Below are 16,458 nucleotides of genomic sequence, written 5' to 3'. Positions count from 1 at the left end.
TAATGCTTTTATTATTGAATAAATTCTTCTTAATTTGCAAAACATATTGTCGTTATTATATTTTAAGGGGTGACTATTTTGAAAATAACTTCTAATTTAAAAGAAAATATTCAAAACATTACTTCTGTATTAAAAGTTAAAGAAAGTTTTGATATAATTGAAAGAATTTTAGATGTTCATGATAAAAAAATCTATTTATATTTTGTAGATGGCTTTGTTAAAGATGAAAATTTAGAATTTCTTATACGTTCTTTATTATTCATGACTAAAGAGAGCTTTTCAAAATTTGAAACTTCCAACGATTTTATACAAAAGATGATATCCTCTATGGAGGTTAGTGAGGAAGATGATGTATCCAAATTATCTACATCTGTTTTATCTGGTCAAACAGCTATGATAGTAGAAGGTTTCCCTACAGCAATTCTTTTAGATTTACGTACATATCCTGCAAGAGGCCCACAAGAACCTGAAAAAGAACAAGTACTTCGTGGTTCTAGAGATGGCTTTGTTGAAACAATAGTTTTTAACACCGCTCTTGTTAGACGTAGAATTAGAGATTCTAGATTAGTTTTTCAAATGTTTTCTATAGGTGAAATGACTAAAACCGATGTAGCTATTGGTTATATTGATGGGGTTGTTGATAAAAAAACCCTAGATATAGTAACCACTCAATTAAAAAACATAAAAGTTGATGCCTTAACTGTAGGCGACCAAACATTAGTTGAGTGCATCGCAGGAAAAAACTGGTTCAGTCCATTTCCTAAAATTAGGTATACAGAGAGACCTGATGTTGCATCTGCCCATGTTATGGAAGGTAAAATAGTACTTTTTGTAGATAACAGTCCCTCTGCTATGATTTTGCCTACAAGTTTTTTTGACTTTATTGAGGATATAGACGATTATTACTTCCCTTTAATTACAGGGAACTACTTAAGACTTATTAGAAATCTTATTCTAATATTTACAGTATTCATAACGCCGCTATATATTTATATAGTTCAAAACCCTGGAGTTTTACCAGAAAGCTTAAAGTTTCTACTGCCTAGCGATATATATCCAGTTCCGTTGGTACTACAATTTATACTATTGGAACTTTCTGTAGATGGATTAAAACTTGCGTCTTTAAATACTCCTAGTTCCCTTGGAATGTCTCTCTCAGTAATTGGAGCATTAATACTTGGTGAATATGCTGTTAATTCAGGTTGGTTTATATCAGAAGCTATACTATATATGGCTATTGTTGCCCTTGCTAGCTTTACTCAACCTAGTATAGAAATGGGTTTTGCCGTAAAATTTTTAAGAATTCTAATTTTGATTCTTACAGGATTATTTAATCTTTGGGGTTTTGGAATTGGACTTATATTATCACTGGTACTTTTAGCTTCAACTAAAACATTAACTGGTGAACCTTATCTTTACCCATTGTTTCCATTTAATTGGAATGCCCTTAAAAATCTTATATTTAGAACCAGTGTATCTTCTAAACAAAAAATTAATAAAAAGAATGTTGTATAGGATTCTAAAGTTATTCATTTATCAAGCAAGCAATTTCAAGTCAATACTTTACCGACAATTAATAATTTATTTTAATTAAGAATTAATAGTTCTAATCCTAATTTTTCTATTTTATATAAGTTTGTAAAGCAAATTATATTATTAGGTTAAAGAAAACCTTACTCCAGTTTCATCCTTAACTATCAATTCTCACCTTTTATCTAGTAACTAAGTATAGTTATACTTAGTTTTATCAACTGATAACAAAAATTTAATGAATGAACTTAAATATAAGCTTATATCCTTATATAATAAAAATGTTTTAAGATGAATATATCATCTTAAAACATTTTTATTGTTAAAGGATATTTAATTTATTTTACGTTTATTTTTCAACTTTGTCTCACTAATAAATTTCAACGCTAAATTTTCTAAATTTATAGCATCATCTAAAGGATTATGTTGAACACCATTAAAATTTATATTATATGTTTTTAACCCATTTATTAATGAAATGCAATTCTTTGATTTCATATAAACACAGAATTCTTCTTGAAAGTCCACATAATTATTAATCATAACATTAATTATATTTAGCTTATTTCCATTGTTTTCATTATCTCTTTTTAAAGTTTTCATATCAACAGATCCCCAACTTACAAAAATAGTTTTATTTTTTCCTACCCATTTATCAAATTTAATCATAATATCATTAAACCTTTTAGCTGTATCTATACCTGGTTGTTGTATTTTTGTAAGTTCTATAATTTTTTCATTTAGTTTTACATTAAATAAGGGTTTTATTAAAGAATAAAAGTAATCTGTACATTCATCCTTAATATTATACTTAACGGCACCTATAGCTATAGTTTCACTTAAATTTTTTTCTCCTATAAGACCATAATTCATTTCTAAATCAAAAAATACAATATTTTCATAGTCATCTATCAGGTCCTTTAAACTCTTTAAAGTTACTTTCTTATTACTTTTTTTAAATTTTTTTTCTAAAAAATTGTTTACAAAGGAATTACTATATTTATGATATATTATTTTACAATTTTCACTTTTTTCTAAGAATCTATAAATATTTTTATTCTTAGACTCATTTAAAGATTTTACTATTTCTCTATTTCTAGCCCATATTTCAATTTCTTCTTTAAAATCTATTTTATTATCTATATATAAGCAATTCAAAAGTTTTAATATGGATTCTATAATTTTTATAGAGCTTTCTCTAATACTATTACTCTTAAATTTTTCATTTTTATTTATAATAACTTTATCTTCTTTAATTATTATTATTTTAGATGTAACAACTTTATTTATCTTATTATATTTTTCACTATAATAACATTTAACCTTTTCTCTTTTGTCCATTTTATTCACCATTACCTACTTGTAAAGTTTTAAATTTTATTATACATTTTAAAATTATATCAGTATTTTAATAATATGTAAATTTTCCTATCCTAAATATGAATTTATCATTTTTTCATTTTAAATTTTATCATAAAAAAATACATCAAAATAATTAATATAAAATTATTTTGATGTATCTTATTATCTCTTTTATAATAGCCTTTTTAAAGAAAATAAATTTTAATATTTATATAGGGATACAAGCTCAAATTTAAATTTATTTAAATACTTAAAAATATTTTTATACAAAATTTAATATTGAATTTAGCTACTTACGAGCTTGCATCATCTATTTAGATATTCAAGTTTTAAGTTCAGCAATTTTAACCATCAACTTGAAACCCTATATAGCGCAATAAGCTCGAATTTTAATTATTCATAAATTATAAAAAAGCTTTATTCTAAATACATTCTAGAATTTATAATATATTCCTAATATAAAATAACATTCAACATAATTAATATATGTTAAAGTTCTTCTATTAACTCCTCATTTTTAGTATATATTCCTCTGATATAATCATCACTATAAAGAATACTTATAGGAGAGGTTTTATCTTCTTTATAAGCTTCATATTCAGAAATATGTTTCAATGCTTTTTTGGATTTTTTAAGTTCTATAAAGGGACATTTATTATCATTGCCTTCCCATTTATACAAATCACATTCCTTAAAACATTCTACATCTTCATCAATTGTGCTAAGCAAAGGACATTTAGCCATATTTCATCCCCCCATCCCAAGTCATTATAAGCTATACTATCATTATAAGGTATAATTAACATAATATAAAGTATTTTTAGAAAATTATATCAGTTACTTAACATATTTTATATTTTATTTAATTTTTAAGATTGATTTTTATAATTTTTCAAAAAAAATTAGACCAATAAGGTCTAATTTAATATCCGAGTTCTTCACCTACTATAATAACACTAATATCACTTTGCATAGGTCTTTTAGTTATAACTGAAGAAATTCTACAAATTCTACTTTGTGAATTGCAATTTACACAAGTACCTTCTATTACACAAGGATTCTTTACACCTAATCTTTTGCAATTTTTAGGTGCTACATTATTTTGTATTCTTTTAAATCCCTCTTCAACATTTTCTACTATTTTATTTATTCCTGCCACAATTATAACCTTCTTAGGTCCAAAACTCATAGCTGCAACTCTATTTCCAGCTCCATCTATATTAACTAATTTACCATCAAGTGTGATAGCATTGCTACTGCAAAGAAATAAATCACTTATTAATTCTTTTCTCATTACAGACAATTTTTCTTCTTTGTTTAGTCCTTCTTCTCCATGGTCAATTATATTTCCACCTAACTCTCTTATTTTTCTTTTTAAATTCATAGCCTTTATAGTTTGAGAACCACCAAATGCTATATTATCTCCAGATTTAATATGATACATTATAAAATTTTCTGCTTCTTCTTTCGTATCAACATATATTGCATGAAATTGATTTTTTTCTAAAGCCTTAACAACTTTTCTTCCTAAAGTATCATTATGCCAATGATGTATATGCTCCATAATTTCCCCTCCTAATCCCTCTTTGTTTAACCAAACTCTAATTATATTTATTTTTTACAAATATTAAACATATAATAATTTTTTAACTTAATATTCACATTTTCATTCAATTATTAACTAATTTTTTATTTATTTTTTTATTTTAATATACTCTAATTTAATATATATATATTCACAATTATATCACAATATTACCAACATATATAAGCTTCAAATAAAGTTACTATAAGGCTTTAAATTTTAATTATAGTTTATTCATTAAATGTTTTTTATTATTTATTTTGATTTTATTATATCTAAAAATTCTTTTAAAATATATGCAGTATAACCCCAAATTGTATATCCTTCAAAAGTATAAAAATATTGTTCTATTACCCCTTCTCTAAATTTATAAGTTTCTCCTCCATTTATAAGTTCAAAAGGAAAACCATTTTTATCTATTGGACCTATTTTCATATTATATAATTTAGGCTTATATTTTAATAACTCGTCCAAAGGTATTTTTATAATTTTTTCCACTTCAAATTCACTAGGTTCTATTGTTCTTATTGAAGTTTTAGCTATAAATGGATAGATTATAAGTCTATACGGTGTTACAAACTCATCCATCTGTCCTATGTACTTTATATCCTCTTCTTGTAAATTTAATTCCTCTATGGTTTCTCTTATTGCAGCGTCTTTTTCACTCTCGTTTTTTTCAATTTTACCTCCTGGAAAACAAATATCTCCTGGCTGACTTTTTAGTGTTTTAGCTCTCAATTCAAAAATTAAATTTAATTTATCATTTTCTTCTTGTAATAATATCATAACTGCTGCTTTTTTGTATTCACCCATTTTATTGACTTTTCTATTTTTAAATATTTTCTCTATATTATCTATCACTTTTTCACCCCCATTATTTTAAGTTTATATGGTTACAATGAAACAAGCTCCCCCTTTAAATTTATTCAATAATTTAAAAATATTTTTTTAAAATGTAGTGTTAATTTCTAAATGATTCAAAGCATGTTTCACTATTCTATATATCCAAATTTTGAAATGTATGTTTTTGAAAGTCAACTTAAAATCCTATGCAACTTTTAATTTATACTCTTAATAAATATAATCTTAAATTTAAATAAAACTTAAATACTATTTTAACTGAATATTTCATTTATTTAAACCCTTTATAAACTTAATTATTTCTATTACATTTTATACTAATAGATTTTCCTGTACCACTGCTAGTGTAATCTTCTTTAACTGAAGGATATACCTGTCTACTTCCTGTAGTTATTACTATATTATCATTTGCCATTAAATATACAGTAAACTCCCCTGGAATTTCATTTCCTACTTTTGCTTGTTGCTTTATATCACCATTAAAGTACTCATAAATCTCTGTTTCATTTAGATTACTTATAGTTTTTCCACAAGATAATTGAGAGTTTACAGCCATCGCTATATTTTTAGCTGTTGCAATGTCTGCCCTTTGTTTTGCACTTTGTTGAATTTGTCCAAATTTAGGTACTGCAATAATTGCAAGTATAGCTATTATTGATATAACTACTACTAGCTCTATTAAAGTGAATCCACTCTTCTTTCTTTTTACTTTTTTCATAAATAAACCCTCTCCTTTTCTTAGTTATTTAATAATTACTTTTATTTATACCTTTTCCAGTTTTTATTAAATTAAACAATTTAAGCATTAAAAAAAGTTAGCTTTAAAAACTAACTTTTTTAATACCAAAAATATATTAGGAGATTAGATTTATTTTATATAATTTAATGCAAATTTTTATCAAATGGCTATCCAAAATTTACAATGCATAAGTTAAAATATAATTTTAGATCCATATATTAAATCATCATTAACTTTGTAGAGATGTTTTATACGCTTCTTTAATTGCTCCTTTATATGCTTTAAGCAAACTTTCATTTATTTTAGGATTTAAATTTTCAAGTTCTAATTCTTCTTTTATTCTATTAGAAATTATTTTTAAAATAGAATCTTTGTATAAGTAATTCAGACTTTTTCCTTCACATAACATCTCTACTTCATAAATTCTCATTGGTATTTCTTTTATTTTAAACGCTAACTTAAACCTTTCTATTATGCTATCATTAAGTCTTAAATAAACAATACTGTGTATGTCTGGGGATAAATTTTTATTTTCACTTTTAATCTTAAAAACTCCTTTGTTTTCTCTTAAATTTAAAATTTCTTCAACATCCATAAGTTTCCTTATAAGAATCTTTTCTTCTGCTATATTATTTATTAACTCCATTTTTACATACCCCCTATTTTTTTTATGTAAACTCGTGAATTAAAAATATTACATATAATTACTATATTATGTAAAATTAATAATTAAATATTTATTTGGGGATACTTTTCAAATATCATTTACTAATTTTAAATCTTATATTAGTTATATATTATTTTACAACGTATAAAAATATAACACTTTTTAAAGTTTTTTATAAAAGATTATTAACAATATGTATTTATAATAAAACGAATTGGCAATAAAACTCTATCTTCCTTCAAAATATCAAATAAATTCTAATTAATTTAATATAATGGTAATTTTTGATAAAATAGAATTTGATGGAAATACTTATTCTATGATATAATATTTTTTGTGTTATCGTCTAAAGTAACCTTTAATTTATATGTTTTACATAGATAATTTTTTTAAGAAAAGAGTGATATGGTGATTATTAAACATGAAAGTATGCCTGTTGGAGATTTTAATTTAGACTCATCTCTGTTATTTGATAATCAAAACGATTTATTTAAAGATGCTATATTTTTTGATTTAGAACATTATGTATACAAAAAACCTATATGCATAGGTGTTTTTGGAAGTGCATATTATGAAGCAAAAGATAATACATTAAAAATTACTCAATATATGCTTCAAAATAGGTTTGAATTAAAAAAGTTATTGGATTTATCTGAAAAATATTTTAAAGATTTAATCGACAATCACAATAAGAAATATATAGTTACATTCTCTGGCAATAATGATTTTACAGTTATAAATTATCTTTATAAGAAATATAATATAAATTTCAGTATTGAAAATTCATTAAAAGATATAGACCTTCAAAAAGAGTATGAAAAAATTATGAATACTTCAATAGGACTTAAAAATTTAGAATGTAAATTTAATATTAAGCGTGAAAGTGAAGTTATAAGTGGCTCTAATCTTGCAAAGACCTTTAGCAAAATTATGAAAGATGACACTTACTTTAACAGAATGCCACGTGCTAAGAAAGAAAAAATACTTTTATATAATATGCAAGATGTGGTAAGTTTATTTTATATCTATGTAAATTGGAACAAATATATTTCAAATGAAGATAATAAGGATACCAATATATCATCTTTAAATGAAAGCTGTAATTAAGTGGTTTTACCCATTTAGTTACAGCTTTCATTTTTAATATAATTTCAACTATAATCTAAATTATATTTCTATTTTTAAATTTTATTATATATATGTATAAATTTTTAATATTCTACAGTATATTTTAAAAAAATATTGACAAAATCACTTTCCCTTAATATAATGATATTGAGAATTGTTTTCAATGAGGAGTGATTTTAATGACATTACAAGATTTAAAACCTGGAGATATAGGTTTTATTAAAAATATACATTGTGATAAAAAACTTTCAAAACGATTATTAGCCTTAGGTTTTGTTGAAGGTACAAAGGTTTTAATGAAACAAACTGCACCTTTAGGTGACCCTATAATAATAAATGTACGTGGCACAAATTTAGCTATAAGGAAAAAAGATGCTAAAACAATAGATATAGATTTAAATAATAATTCAAATGAAGAAAAATTCAAACTAGCTATGGAGGTATAATGATGGCTACTATTGCACTACTTGGTAATCCTAATGTTGGAAAAACTACTTTATTTAATGCACTAACAGGCTCAAACCAACATGTAGGAAATTGGGCTGGAGTTACAGTAGATAAAAAAGAAGGTTTTATAGATAAAGATATAAAAATTGTGGACTTGCCTGGAATATATGCTATGGATGCATTTTCAAACGAAGAAAAAATTTCAAAAGATTTTCTTAAAAGTGATGAAGTTGATTTAATAATAAATATAGTTGATGCTTCTAACTTAGAAAGGAATTTATATCTTACAAGTCAATTAACACAATTTAACAAACCGATTTTACTAGTTGTTAACATGATAGATGTTGCTCGAAGCAAAGGAATTAATATTAATTTTGATTTACTTTCTAAAAAATTAGGGGTTAAAATTATGCCTATATCTGCTTCTAAAAAAGAAGGAATTTCAACTGTAAAAGATTTTCTTAAATCTAAAGATTATTCTCTTTTAGATTTAAGTATAAATAATAGGCATAATTTTGAATCAATGAATGAAGAAAGAACATATAAATATATTAGTAATATTTTAAATTCTTGTATAACTAAACCTAATGAAAGTAAAATAACAACAACTGAAAAAATAGATAAAATCGTTCTTAATAAATTTTTAGCATATCCTGCTTTTTTATTTATACTATATATAATTTTTAAATTTACATTTACTTGGATAGGAGCTCCATTACAAGAATTGTTAGCAAGCTTCTTTGATGGTCCATTTTCTAGTATGGTTTCATCACTGCTTTCTAACACAAGCCCATGGTTTCAATCATTAATAGTTGACGGTATTATTGCAGGTGTCGGCGGAATTATAACTTTTTTACCTATAATATTAACTTTATTCCTAGGTATGTCAATACTTGAAGATAGTGGGTACATGGCTAGAGTTGCTTTTATAATGGATAAGATAATGAGAAAAGTTGGTCTATCCGGAAAAGCATTTATCCCTCTTATGATGGGATTTGGATGCTCTGTTCCAGGAATAATGGCATCAAGAACTCTTGAAAGTGAAAAGGATAGAAAGCTTACAGCGCTAATCTTACCATTTATGTCTTGTAATGCTAGACTTCCAATTTACGCAATGTTTGTTCCTCTATTTTTTCCTGGCCATGAAACATTAGTAGTATTTTCATTATATTTTCTAGGTATAATTGTAGCATTATCAATTGCTTTATTATTTAAAAATACTTTATTTAAAAAGTCTGAAGAACCATTTATAGTTGAATTACCTGAGTACAAGCTACCTGAAGTAAAGTCAGTAATCTTTTTAACTTGGGAAAAAGGAAAAGGTTTCTTAAGAAAAGCAGGAACAATTATATTTTCAATTTCAGTTTTAGTATGGTTCCTATCTAACTTTAGCTTTAGTGGTATGGTAGAGATGGATAAAAGCTTTTTAGCAGCAATTGGTACTTTCTTAACTCCATTATTTAAACCTTTAGGCTTTGCAAATTGGCAAAATTCAGTTGCACTTCTAACTGGTCTTGGAGCAAAAGAAATAGTTATAGGTACTTTGGAAGTTCTATATCCAACTGGTCTTGAAGCATCACTAACAGCTACTTTAACAAGTATAAGTGCATTATCATTTTTAACATTCTGTCTATTATATACTCCTTGTGTAGCAGTTATAGGTACACAAAAGAAAGAGTTTGGTGGTAAATTTGCAGCATTTGGAGCAATATATCAGTTTGCAGTAGCTTGGATTGTATCATTTTTAGTATTTAACATTGGAACACTTTTATTTTAAAATTTAAGGAAGGTGGTCACATGATAGAAATAGTAATAACAGCAGGTATCGTTGTAGTTGCTTTATATATTTTAATTAAACAAGGTAAGAAAAAACTTAAAGATGGTGGTTGCTCTGGTTGTAATGGTAGCTGCCAAGGTTGCAATATAAAAAAGAAAGATTAACATAAAAAGTTTAGAATGAAACTAAAAATTCATTCTAAACTTTTTTATTTAATATGTTGATTTTAAAATATTAACTTGTATTACTTTATTAAATCCTAAATTTTTATAAATTATAAAAGAAAGTCACAAAAACTGGAACTAACGAACTTAATATAACTCCATTTATAAAAGATATAACTCCAATTTCACTATTTGTTGCCTTTGCAACTATTGGAAGAGTTGTATCCATGGAAGTTGCTCCACATGGCGCTATTGCTGTATAATTGTTTAGTTTTTTTGCTAATATAGGTATTAAAATAACTGCCATAACCTCTCTAAATACATTTGATAAAAATGCTATAGCTCCAAGATTAGCATTAGCCATATCTGTAAGCAATATAGCTGATAAACTATACCATCCAAATCCAGATGCTACAGCTAAACTTTCATTATAAGGCATTTTAAATATTATTCCACTTATTAATCCTCCTGCTAAACTACCTACTATTGTTCCAAAAGGAATTATTAAAACTTTAAATCCAGTTTCTTTAATATCTCTTAATATCTCTTTATTAGAACCAACGTCTAATCCTACTAAAAATATTAACATGAATAAAGCCATATTAGCTATATTCTCCATATTCCCTATAATTTGTTCTGGAAAAATAAATTTTCCAAATAATATTCCTATCATCATTGATATAAGTATTACAATAGTCAAACTTAAATCTCCTCCCCTCTAAATATTTTCTTCATAAGATGTTGTACATTCATCTATAACTTTACCATTATTGGAAGCATTGGTACCCTTATGCTTTTTAATAATTAATTTTTCACTTAAAAAATATACTAACACAATGCTACCTACTACTGATAATGCAGAAAATATGAATGCAATTAACCCTATAGAGCCTATATTTTTTATAATTTCATCATTTGATCCTATAGATGCTCCCATAAAGAAAAGTAAAAACACAACACCTAATTGTTGTAGTTTACCATTGATTTTCAATTGTTTTTCTTTCAATGGCCTTATGTACCCTAATGTCATACCTATCACTAATGCAATTAAAATTTCCATAGCTATCCCCCTTAGTTGAAATTTTTCGAAAATTATCACTTTTAAATTATATCATTTTTTTTAATCTTTTAACATATTATAACTACGTTTTTGTTTACAACAGTTCTACTTTAGAATATTTTTTATACACTTAATAATAAGAAATATTTATATAATATTAAATTTTAAATTTTGAAATTTAATAAACGTGTAATTTTAAAACATATATAACTAAAAAATTAGATCTATTTAAAGAGATTTTAACTTAATAAAAATTATAGTGTAAAATGAATTTTAGGAGTTGATTTTTATGCCTATTGTAACACCAATATATTTAAATCCACCATACTTAGTTTCTATATTTAAAGCTACTGTAATCGCTCTTGCTAACACTGAATTTTTTATAAATAAAAAAGAATTTTCCATCAAGTCAACATTGCCATTAAGCGAACTTACCTGTGGAAGAATTACTCAAGGAAATGGAACCATAGAATATACTCAAGCTTTTGTAACTGTAACTATTGAATCTATTTGTCAGTGTCCAACTACAACTTTTTTAAGACTGCATGAAATGCTAGAAGAAAATAATCTTATAAAAAACTTAAATAATTTAAATGATTTAAAATCCCTTAAAGCAGGGGATATGATTGAAGTTACTACTCTATTGTTTAAAGATCCTGAGGTAAAAAATCTTTGTTCCATTGCTAATTCACTAGAACTTCAAATGCTATCCAACGCTAATTCCAATACGGTGGACCCTACAAAATTTTTGACATACTTAAAATCTACTTTAACTGATATAGATACTAATCATTGTGTAGATTATTTTTCTCAGCTACTTTTTTATAAATATAGATTAGTAATACCTCTTAGTAAAGATAATTTTTCTTCATTAAGTTGTATAGAAAATAAACCTGTAACTATCTTTGGCAAAGTAGCTTATATAGATTCTATCTTAAGAGATACTATGGTAGATGATGTTATAGAGCCTATAAAAAAGTTTATATCAACAAATAATTTAAATTTTCCATATGCTGAAAACTTTGATTTTCCAGAACCTACCCCTATCTACATAGGCATAGTTCCATTATGTATTCATGTTTAATTTTTACTTTTTCAAGTATATAGGGAAACAAGCTCAAATTTATTCAATAACTTTAAAATATTTTCATACAAGATTCAGCATTGAATTCTAAATGATTCGGAGCATGTCTCACTATTCTAGTTATCCAGGTTTTGGAAAGGATAACTTTAAGAGTCAACTTGGAACCCTATATAATAAAACCTATAGACTTAAACTTTTCATTGTTCTAGTCTATAGGTTTTTATGTTAATCATCTTTTAGCCATGTCTTAACAATATTAGTTTCCTCTTGTCCTAATTCTATAGTCCCTTGACTTTCTTCTATAGCTTTTTTTAATACATTTATATCTTCTGATTTTGTACTTTTTTTGCTACTAACTTTTCTTTTATCCTTTTTCTTTCTTCTAAATGGAGAAGTTAATATATCTATAATTTCATCTATTACTTCACAAAATAATGATTTTTTTCTGCTCACTTTATCAGCTCCGTATACTACTTTTTATTATTTTAAAATACTATAAACTTTTCTTTTTTATGATCTTTATTATTTTCACCAGTAACCATATAATGCCACCCCATATTATTATGTTTATTATAAAAGCAATAGCCACCGAAATATCAAATTCCAAAACATCACCTCATTCAATATACCCTTTATTTAGTTACAATTATATTAATATTCTCTAACATCTTAAACCACTTTTATTCCCACATGTTTATTAGATAAATTACTTATATCTTCTATTACATTCGCTATTGAATAAACTTTATATTCCCTAAAATCACCACCTAAACGCTTGAAAAACCATACTTTACTTATCTATAAATTTAGTTATATAAAAAGCATGACTACATGTCATGCTTTTTATATAATAGTATACTTCTTAAACCATCATGTTCATACCTTTATTTTACATAATTTCATCATTTTTCTCAATGCTATCATAACAACTTTTAAAGATAAATTTCTGGATTATTTAATATTTGTTGAATTTTTTCAAAGTACATCCCTATATGAACACCATCTACCAAGGCATGATGTGCTTGAATTGATAATGGCATTTTTATTTTTTCATTTTCTTTAAAATACTTCCCCCATGCTATTCTTGGAATAGTATCAACTGGGCTCATATGTATAGGATGTGACATGCTAGTAAATGATACCCATGGAATACTTGTAATAAATAAGAAATCATCTCTATTAGGCTCATCTTTAAGATCTACAAACTTTTTTCTTCTATCAATCTCATTAGTCCCTCTACTTACAAATTCATTAAAATCTTCACTAAATTCTACAGGACAAAAATTAAATACTTCATCATCATTCATTATTGTAAATGATGGACTAACAACATCATGTACTATAACTTTTTCATCTCTAACTCTATATTTAAATTCATTTATAAGATTGGCTGTTTTAGTAACAACATATACAAAGGATATAAAAAAAGGTCTTCTTTTTGTTTTTATATAATTATAAAAATTTGTAATATCTATATTAGCACATACACTAATGTGTGGATAATCTAAATTTTTAAAATGCTCATATTGTTTTTTTCTCTTCCATTGATCTATATTTAACTCTTTCAAATCAAACTCTCCCTACTACATTAAATTTAACATTTCATATTCCAAATTTTTAGACACTTTTTGTTTCAATGCTCTTTCAAGTATCTCCTTATTTTCTACTCCATTTTCTATAAAATATTGTTTTATTATAGGAACTCGTCCCTTTGGATCACCCATTAAATAGTATGCTACAATCCAATCTTCTAATGATGATACATTTACTTTTACACCATCTATATCCATTTTGTCTATTATGGTTTTTTCATCTAATAAAAATGAGTATACATTATCATTAGAAACTATTTTAAAATCACCCATAAACTCTATGTTTATGCCATTAATCTTATATCCAAAAAATGCCTTTGTTTTAAAACTATCTTTGTATTTAAGTTCTAGCTTTTCATACCTTACATCCATTACATTCTTTACTTTTTCTACATCTTTAAAATTTATTAATATATCTATATCATTAGGACATTCCCATAACCCTTTATTATAAAGCACTAATGAACCTCCTACTGCCCATAAACAATTCAGTTTATTTAATATTGCACTAACCTCTTTTAACGCATTAAAATACATTTTCCCACCTTCTTTCTCTAGGTATTATACAATTTTTTCTTACATTCATACAACACATTTTAATATGACTATTTAGAAATATAATAAAAATATAGCATTTAAAAAGATGCTATATTTTTATTAAATAGTTTATATTTAATTTGAAAACTATTTTCCAAAACTTAGATATTTAAAATAGTGAGCCATGCTTTGAATTACTTAGAATTTAACACTGCATCTTGTATTTAAAAATTATAAAATAGCATCCATATTTTTTATTAAATTCTCTCTTCTTTTACTTCCTATCATAGCAGCATATACTCCTTTAGTATTTATAACATAATCTATAAGTTTTTTATAATTAAATTCACTGTTGTCAAAATCTTTACATTGATTAAGCGGAGCACTTATTGTAACAAATAAATCCAATCTATTTGCAGCCTCTATCGGAGTAACATATCTGTTGTTTACCTTTTGAGTCTTACTTGTAGATGCTTCAGTATTCTTTATATTATATGGCATTTGAATAAACTTAAAGTGATGTCCTTCTCCCCCTACTTTTTTTGCTAAACTTACTACTTTTTCTAAAGAAATATGCATTGGATTATTTTCTTCTACTCTAAAAGCATACCAAGTTGCCATGCCATAGAATCTTATTCTACCATTTTTAACTTGCTGTTCATAAAATTTAAATAGCTCTTGTAATTGATTATAAAATTCTTTTTCTTTTAATATACTCATTGATAGCTCCGGATTGTGTATATACATAATATCAATAGTACTTACTTTTAAATTTTCCATACTATTTTTTAAAGAAAATTCATGTAGTGCACTATCAATTGAATATATAGCTTGATTTTCTTCTATTATTTGATTTTCTCTTTTTATTGAAGGTTCTTTTAAAATTATATTATTTATATAATCACTACAACTAATACCTAAATCATAATTGTTATCAATAATACCTGCCTTTGATGATATAACAATTTCCTTTCTCTTAATTAACCTTTTTTCATTTATTAAATATTCTAAGGCTTTTCCTATATCTTTTTCTGATCTCATTTCTCTATAAATGGCTGCTGTATCAACATAATTAACGCCATGACTTAATCCATAGATTATACTATCTACATAAAGTTCTGAATGAACTTCCTTAGTTTCCCCAAGATATGTGCCAATGGCCATTGGTAATGTATAAAACCAAGGGGTTCTTCTTAAAATAGAATTATCCACACTCATTTTGTTAAAGTACATCTTTGTACCCTCTAAAGTTGCATATCCATCTATGCCCATAAATCAACCTACCTTTTTAATATTATCCCTATAGTATATTCATATATTAGGCTATATATGGTATAAGGTTCCAAGTCGACTTTTTAAATTAACCATTCCAAAACTTGGATACCTAAAATAGTGAGACATGCTCCGAATTACTTAAAATTCAACAATGTATCTTGTATAAAAGTATTTTAAATTTATTCATCAAATTTTTGTTATCAGTTGAGAAAAATAAGTGCAAATATATTTAGTTAAGAATTATGAATTATGAATTTAGGATGAAAGTGGCAAACACTTTCTGAAAATGATTTTAAAAAATCTATCAATATAATTTGATTTGAAAGTTTATAAAAAGATACGTTGAGAATTACTAGGAACGAAGTGAATAGTAATAACAACAACTGTTAACTATTCACTCTTAACTTTTAACTAAAATAATCTGTTAGTTATTGATAAAATATTAATTTAAGTTTTCTCATTTGATAAATGAATAAGTTTAAGATTTAATTTTGAACCCTATATAGGGTTCCAAGTTCAGAATTAAAATTATACTAGGTAATTTTTAGCATAAGCTAACGAAAAAAGTTTATTTTTATTTGAATTTAATTCGTCAAAAATAAGTTTAGTATCCATAACAAGCTCATAAATATTTTCTCTAGCACTAGGCC

18 protein-coding genes are annotated in these 16,458 nt (G+C 25.2%); 6 read left to right on the top strand and 12 right to left on the bottom strand.

Translation table 11 applies throughout. The features are described from left to right. Positions 1-78 precede the first annotated feature (78 nt). Entirely contained in the window at positions 79-1,515 is a 1,437-nt protein-coding gene (locus ACYUE0_RS14455) for a spore germination protein (protein WP_199869848.1), read from the top strand. Positions 1,516-1,863: 348 nt separating this feature from the next. Here ACYUE0_RS14455 and ACYUE0_RS14450 read toward each other — a convergent pair whose 3' ends face one another. From ACYUE0_RS14450 to ACYUE0_RS14425, 6 genes are all read right to left on the bottom strand, one after another. Then, positions 1,864-2,871 carry a 3'-5' exonuclease gene (locus ACYUE0_RS14450; RefSeq protein ID WP_460271134.1) on the bottom strand — a complete coding sequence of 336 codons (1,008 nt, stop codon included), beginning with the start codon at positions 2,869-2,871 and terminating at the stop codon, positions 1,864-1,866. Positions 2,872-3,381: 510 nt separating this feature from the next. After that, positions 3,382-3,636, bottom strand: a complete 255-nt coding sequence (locus ACYUE0_RS14445; RefSeq protein WP_061995868.1) for a hypothetical protein — start codon at positions 3,634-3,636, stop codon at positions 3,382-3,384. 178 nt (positions 3,637-3,814) lie between these two features. Beyond that, positions 3,815-4,456 (bottom strand): lactate utilization protein, encoded by a 642-nt coding sequence (locus ACYUE0_RS14440; RefSeq protein WP_061995869.1) that lies wholly within the window; start codon positions 4,454-4,456, stop codon positions 3,815-3,817. A gap of 276 nt (positions 4,457-4,732) precedes the next feature. Then, the gene (locus tag ACYUE0_RS14435) at positions 4,733-5,338 is read right to left on the bottom strand and encodes an NUDIX domain-containing protein (RefSeq protein ID WP_199869851.1); all 606 of its coding nucleotides are present in this window, start codon (positions 5,336-5,338) and stop codon (positions 4,733-4,735) included. A 292-nt stretch (positions 5,339-5,630) separates the two neighbouring features. Further along, the gene (locus tag ACYUE0_RS14430; RefSeq protein WP_061995871.1) at positions 5,631-6,056 is read right to left on the bottom strand and encodes a type II secretion system protein; all 426 of its coding nucleotides are present in this window, start codon (positions 6,054-6,056) and stop codon (positions 5,631-5,633) included. A 250-nt stretch (positions 6,057-6,306) separates the two neighbouring features. Next, the gene (locus ACYUE0_RS14425) at positions 6,307-6,723 is read right to left on the bottom strand and encodes a hypothetical protein (RefSeq protein ID WP_460271130.1); all 417 of its coding nucleotides are present in this window, start codon (positions 6,721-6,723) and stop codon (positions 6,307-6,309) included. Positions 6,724-7,173: 450 nt separating this feature from the next. Between ACYUE0_RS14425 and ACYUE0_RS14420 the strand changes: the two genes are divergently transcribed. From ACYUE0_RS14420 to ACYUE0_RS14405, 4 genes are all read left to right on the top strand, one after another. Further along, positions 7,174-7,851, top strand: coding sequence for a ribonuclease H-like domain-containing protein (locus ACYUE0_RS14420; RefSeq protein WP_061995894.1), 678 nt, complete (start codon positions 7,174-7,176; stop codon positions 7,849-7,851). 200 nt (positions 7,852-8,051) lie between these two features. Continuing rightward, positions 8,052-8,318 carry a FeoA family protein gene (locus ACYUE0_RS14415; RefSeq protein ID WP_061995873.1) on the top strand — a complete coding sequence of 89 codons (267 nt, stop codon included), beginning with the start codon at positions 8,052-8,054 and terminating at the stop codon, positions 8,316-8,318. A gap of 2 nt (positions 8,319-8,320) precedes the next feature. Beyond that, a complete protein-coding gene (feoB, locus tag ACYUE0_RS14410; protein ID WP_460271128.1) occupies positions 8,321-10,096 on the top strand; it encodes a ferrous iron transport protein B in 1,776 nt (591 codons plus the stop codon). A gap of 20 nt (positions 10,097-10,116) precedes the next feature. Continuing rightward, positions 10,117-10,260: a FeoB-associated Cys-rich membrane protein gene (locus ACYUE0_RS14405; RefSeq protein ID WP_157450894.1), complete on the top strand. Its 144-nt coding sequence runs from the start codon at positions 10,117-10,119 to the stop codon at positions 10,258-10,260. A gap of 103 nt (positions 10,261-10,363) precedes the next feature. Here the strand turns inward: ACYUE0_RS14405 and ACYUE0_RS14400 are convergent, their stop codons facing one another. Beyond that, on the bottom strand, positions 10,364-10,960 hold the full coding sequence (locus tag ACYUE0_RS14400; protein WP_460271125.1) for a LysO family transporter: 597 nt from the start codon (positions 10,958-10,960) through the stop codon (positions 10,364-10,366). An 18-nt stretch (positions 10,961-10,978) separates the two neighbouring features. Further along, on the bottom strand, positions 10,979-11,320 hold the full coding sequence (locus ACYUE0_RS14395) for a LysO family transporter (RefSeq protein WP_061995876.1): 342 nt from the start codon (positions 11,318-11,320) through the stop codon (positions 10,979-10,981). Between the two features lie 289 nt (positions 11,321-11,609). On the opposite strand from ACYUE0_RS14395, the gene ACYUE0_RS14390 reads away from it, so the two are divergent. Further along, positions 11,610-12,404: a hypothetical protein gene (locus ACYUE0_RS14390; RefSeq protein WP_010292002.1), complete on the top strand. Its 795-nt coding sequence runs from the start codon at positions 11,610-11,612 to the stop codon at positions 12,402-12,404. Between the two features lie 225 nt (positions 12,405-12,629). Here the strand turns inward: ACYUE0_RS14390 and ACYUE0_RS14385 are convergent, their stop codons facing one another. From ACYUE0_RS14385 to ACYUE0_RS14370, 4 genes are all read right to left on the bottom strand, one after another. Continuing rightward, positions 12,630-12,857, bottom strand: coding sequence for a hypothetical protein (locus tag ACYUE0_RS14385; RefSeq protein ID WP_010292003.1), 228 nt, complete (start codon positions 12,855-12,857; stop codon positions 12,630-12,632). A gap of 479 nt (positions 12,858-13,336) precedes the next feature. Beyond that, positions 13,337-13,972, bottom strand: coding sequence for a CatA-like O-acetyltransferase (locus tag ACYUE0_RS14380; RefSeq protein ID WP_460271122.1), 636 nt, complete (start codon positions 13,970-13,972; stop codon positions 13,337-13,339). Between the two features lie 15 nt (positions 13,973-13,987). Next, entirely contained in the window at positions 13,988-14,533 is a 546-nt protein-coding gene (locus ACYUE0_RS14375; RefSeq protein WP_460271120.1) for a nucleotidyltransferase family protein, read from the bottom strand. A gap of 231 nt (positions 14,534-14,764) precedes the next feature. After that, positions 14,765-15,805 carry an aldo/keto reductase gene (locus ACYUE0_RS14370; protein WP_460271118.1) on the bottom strand — a complete coding sequence of 347 codons (1,041 nt, stop codon included), beginning with the start codon at positions 15,803-15,805 and terminating at the stop codon, positions 14,765-14,767. Positions 15,806-16,458: the final 653 nt, after the last annotated feature.

This window comes from Clostridium sp. CTA-19 (assembly GCF_054767855.1).
This window is presented reverse-complemented; position numbering and strand designations above follow the sequence as displayed.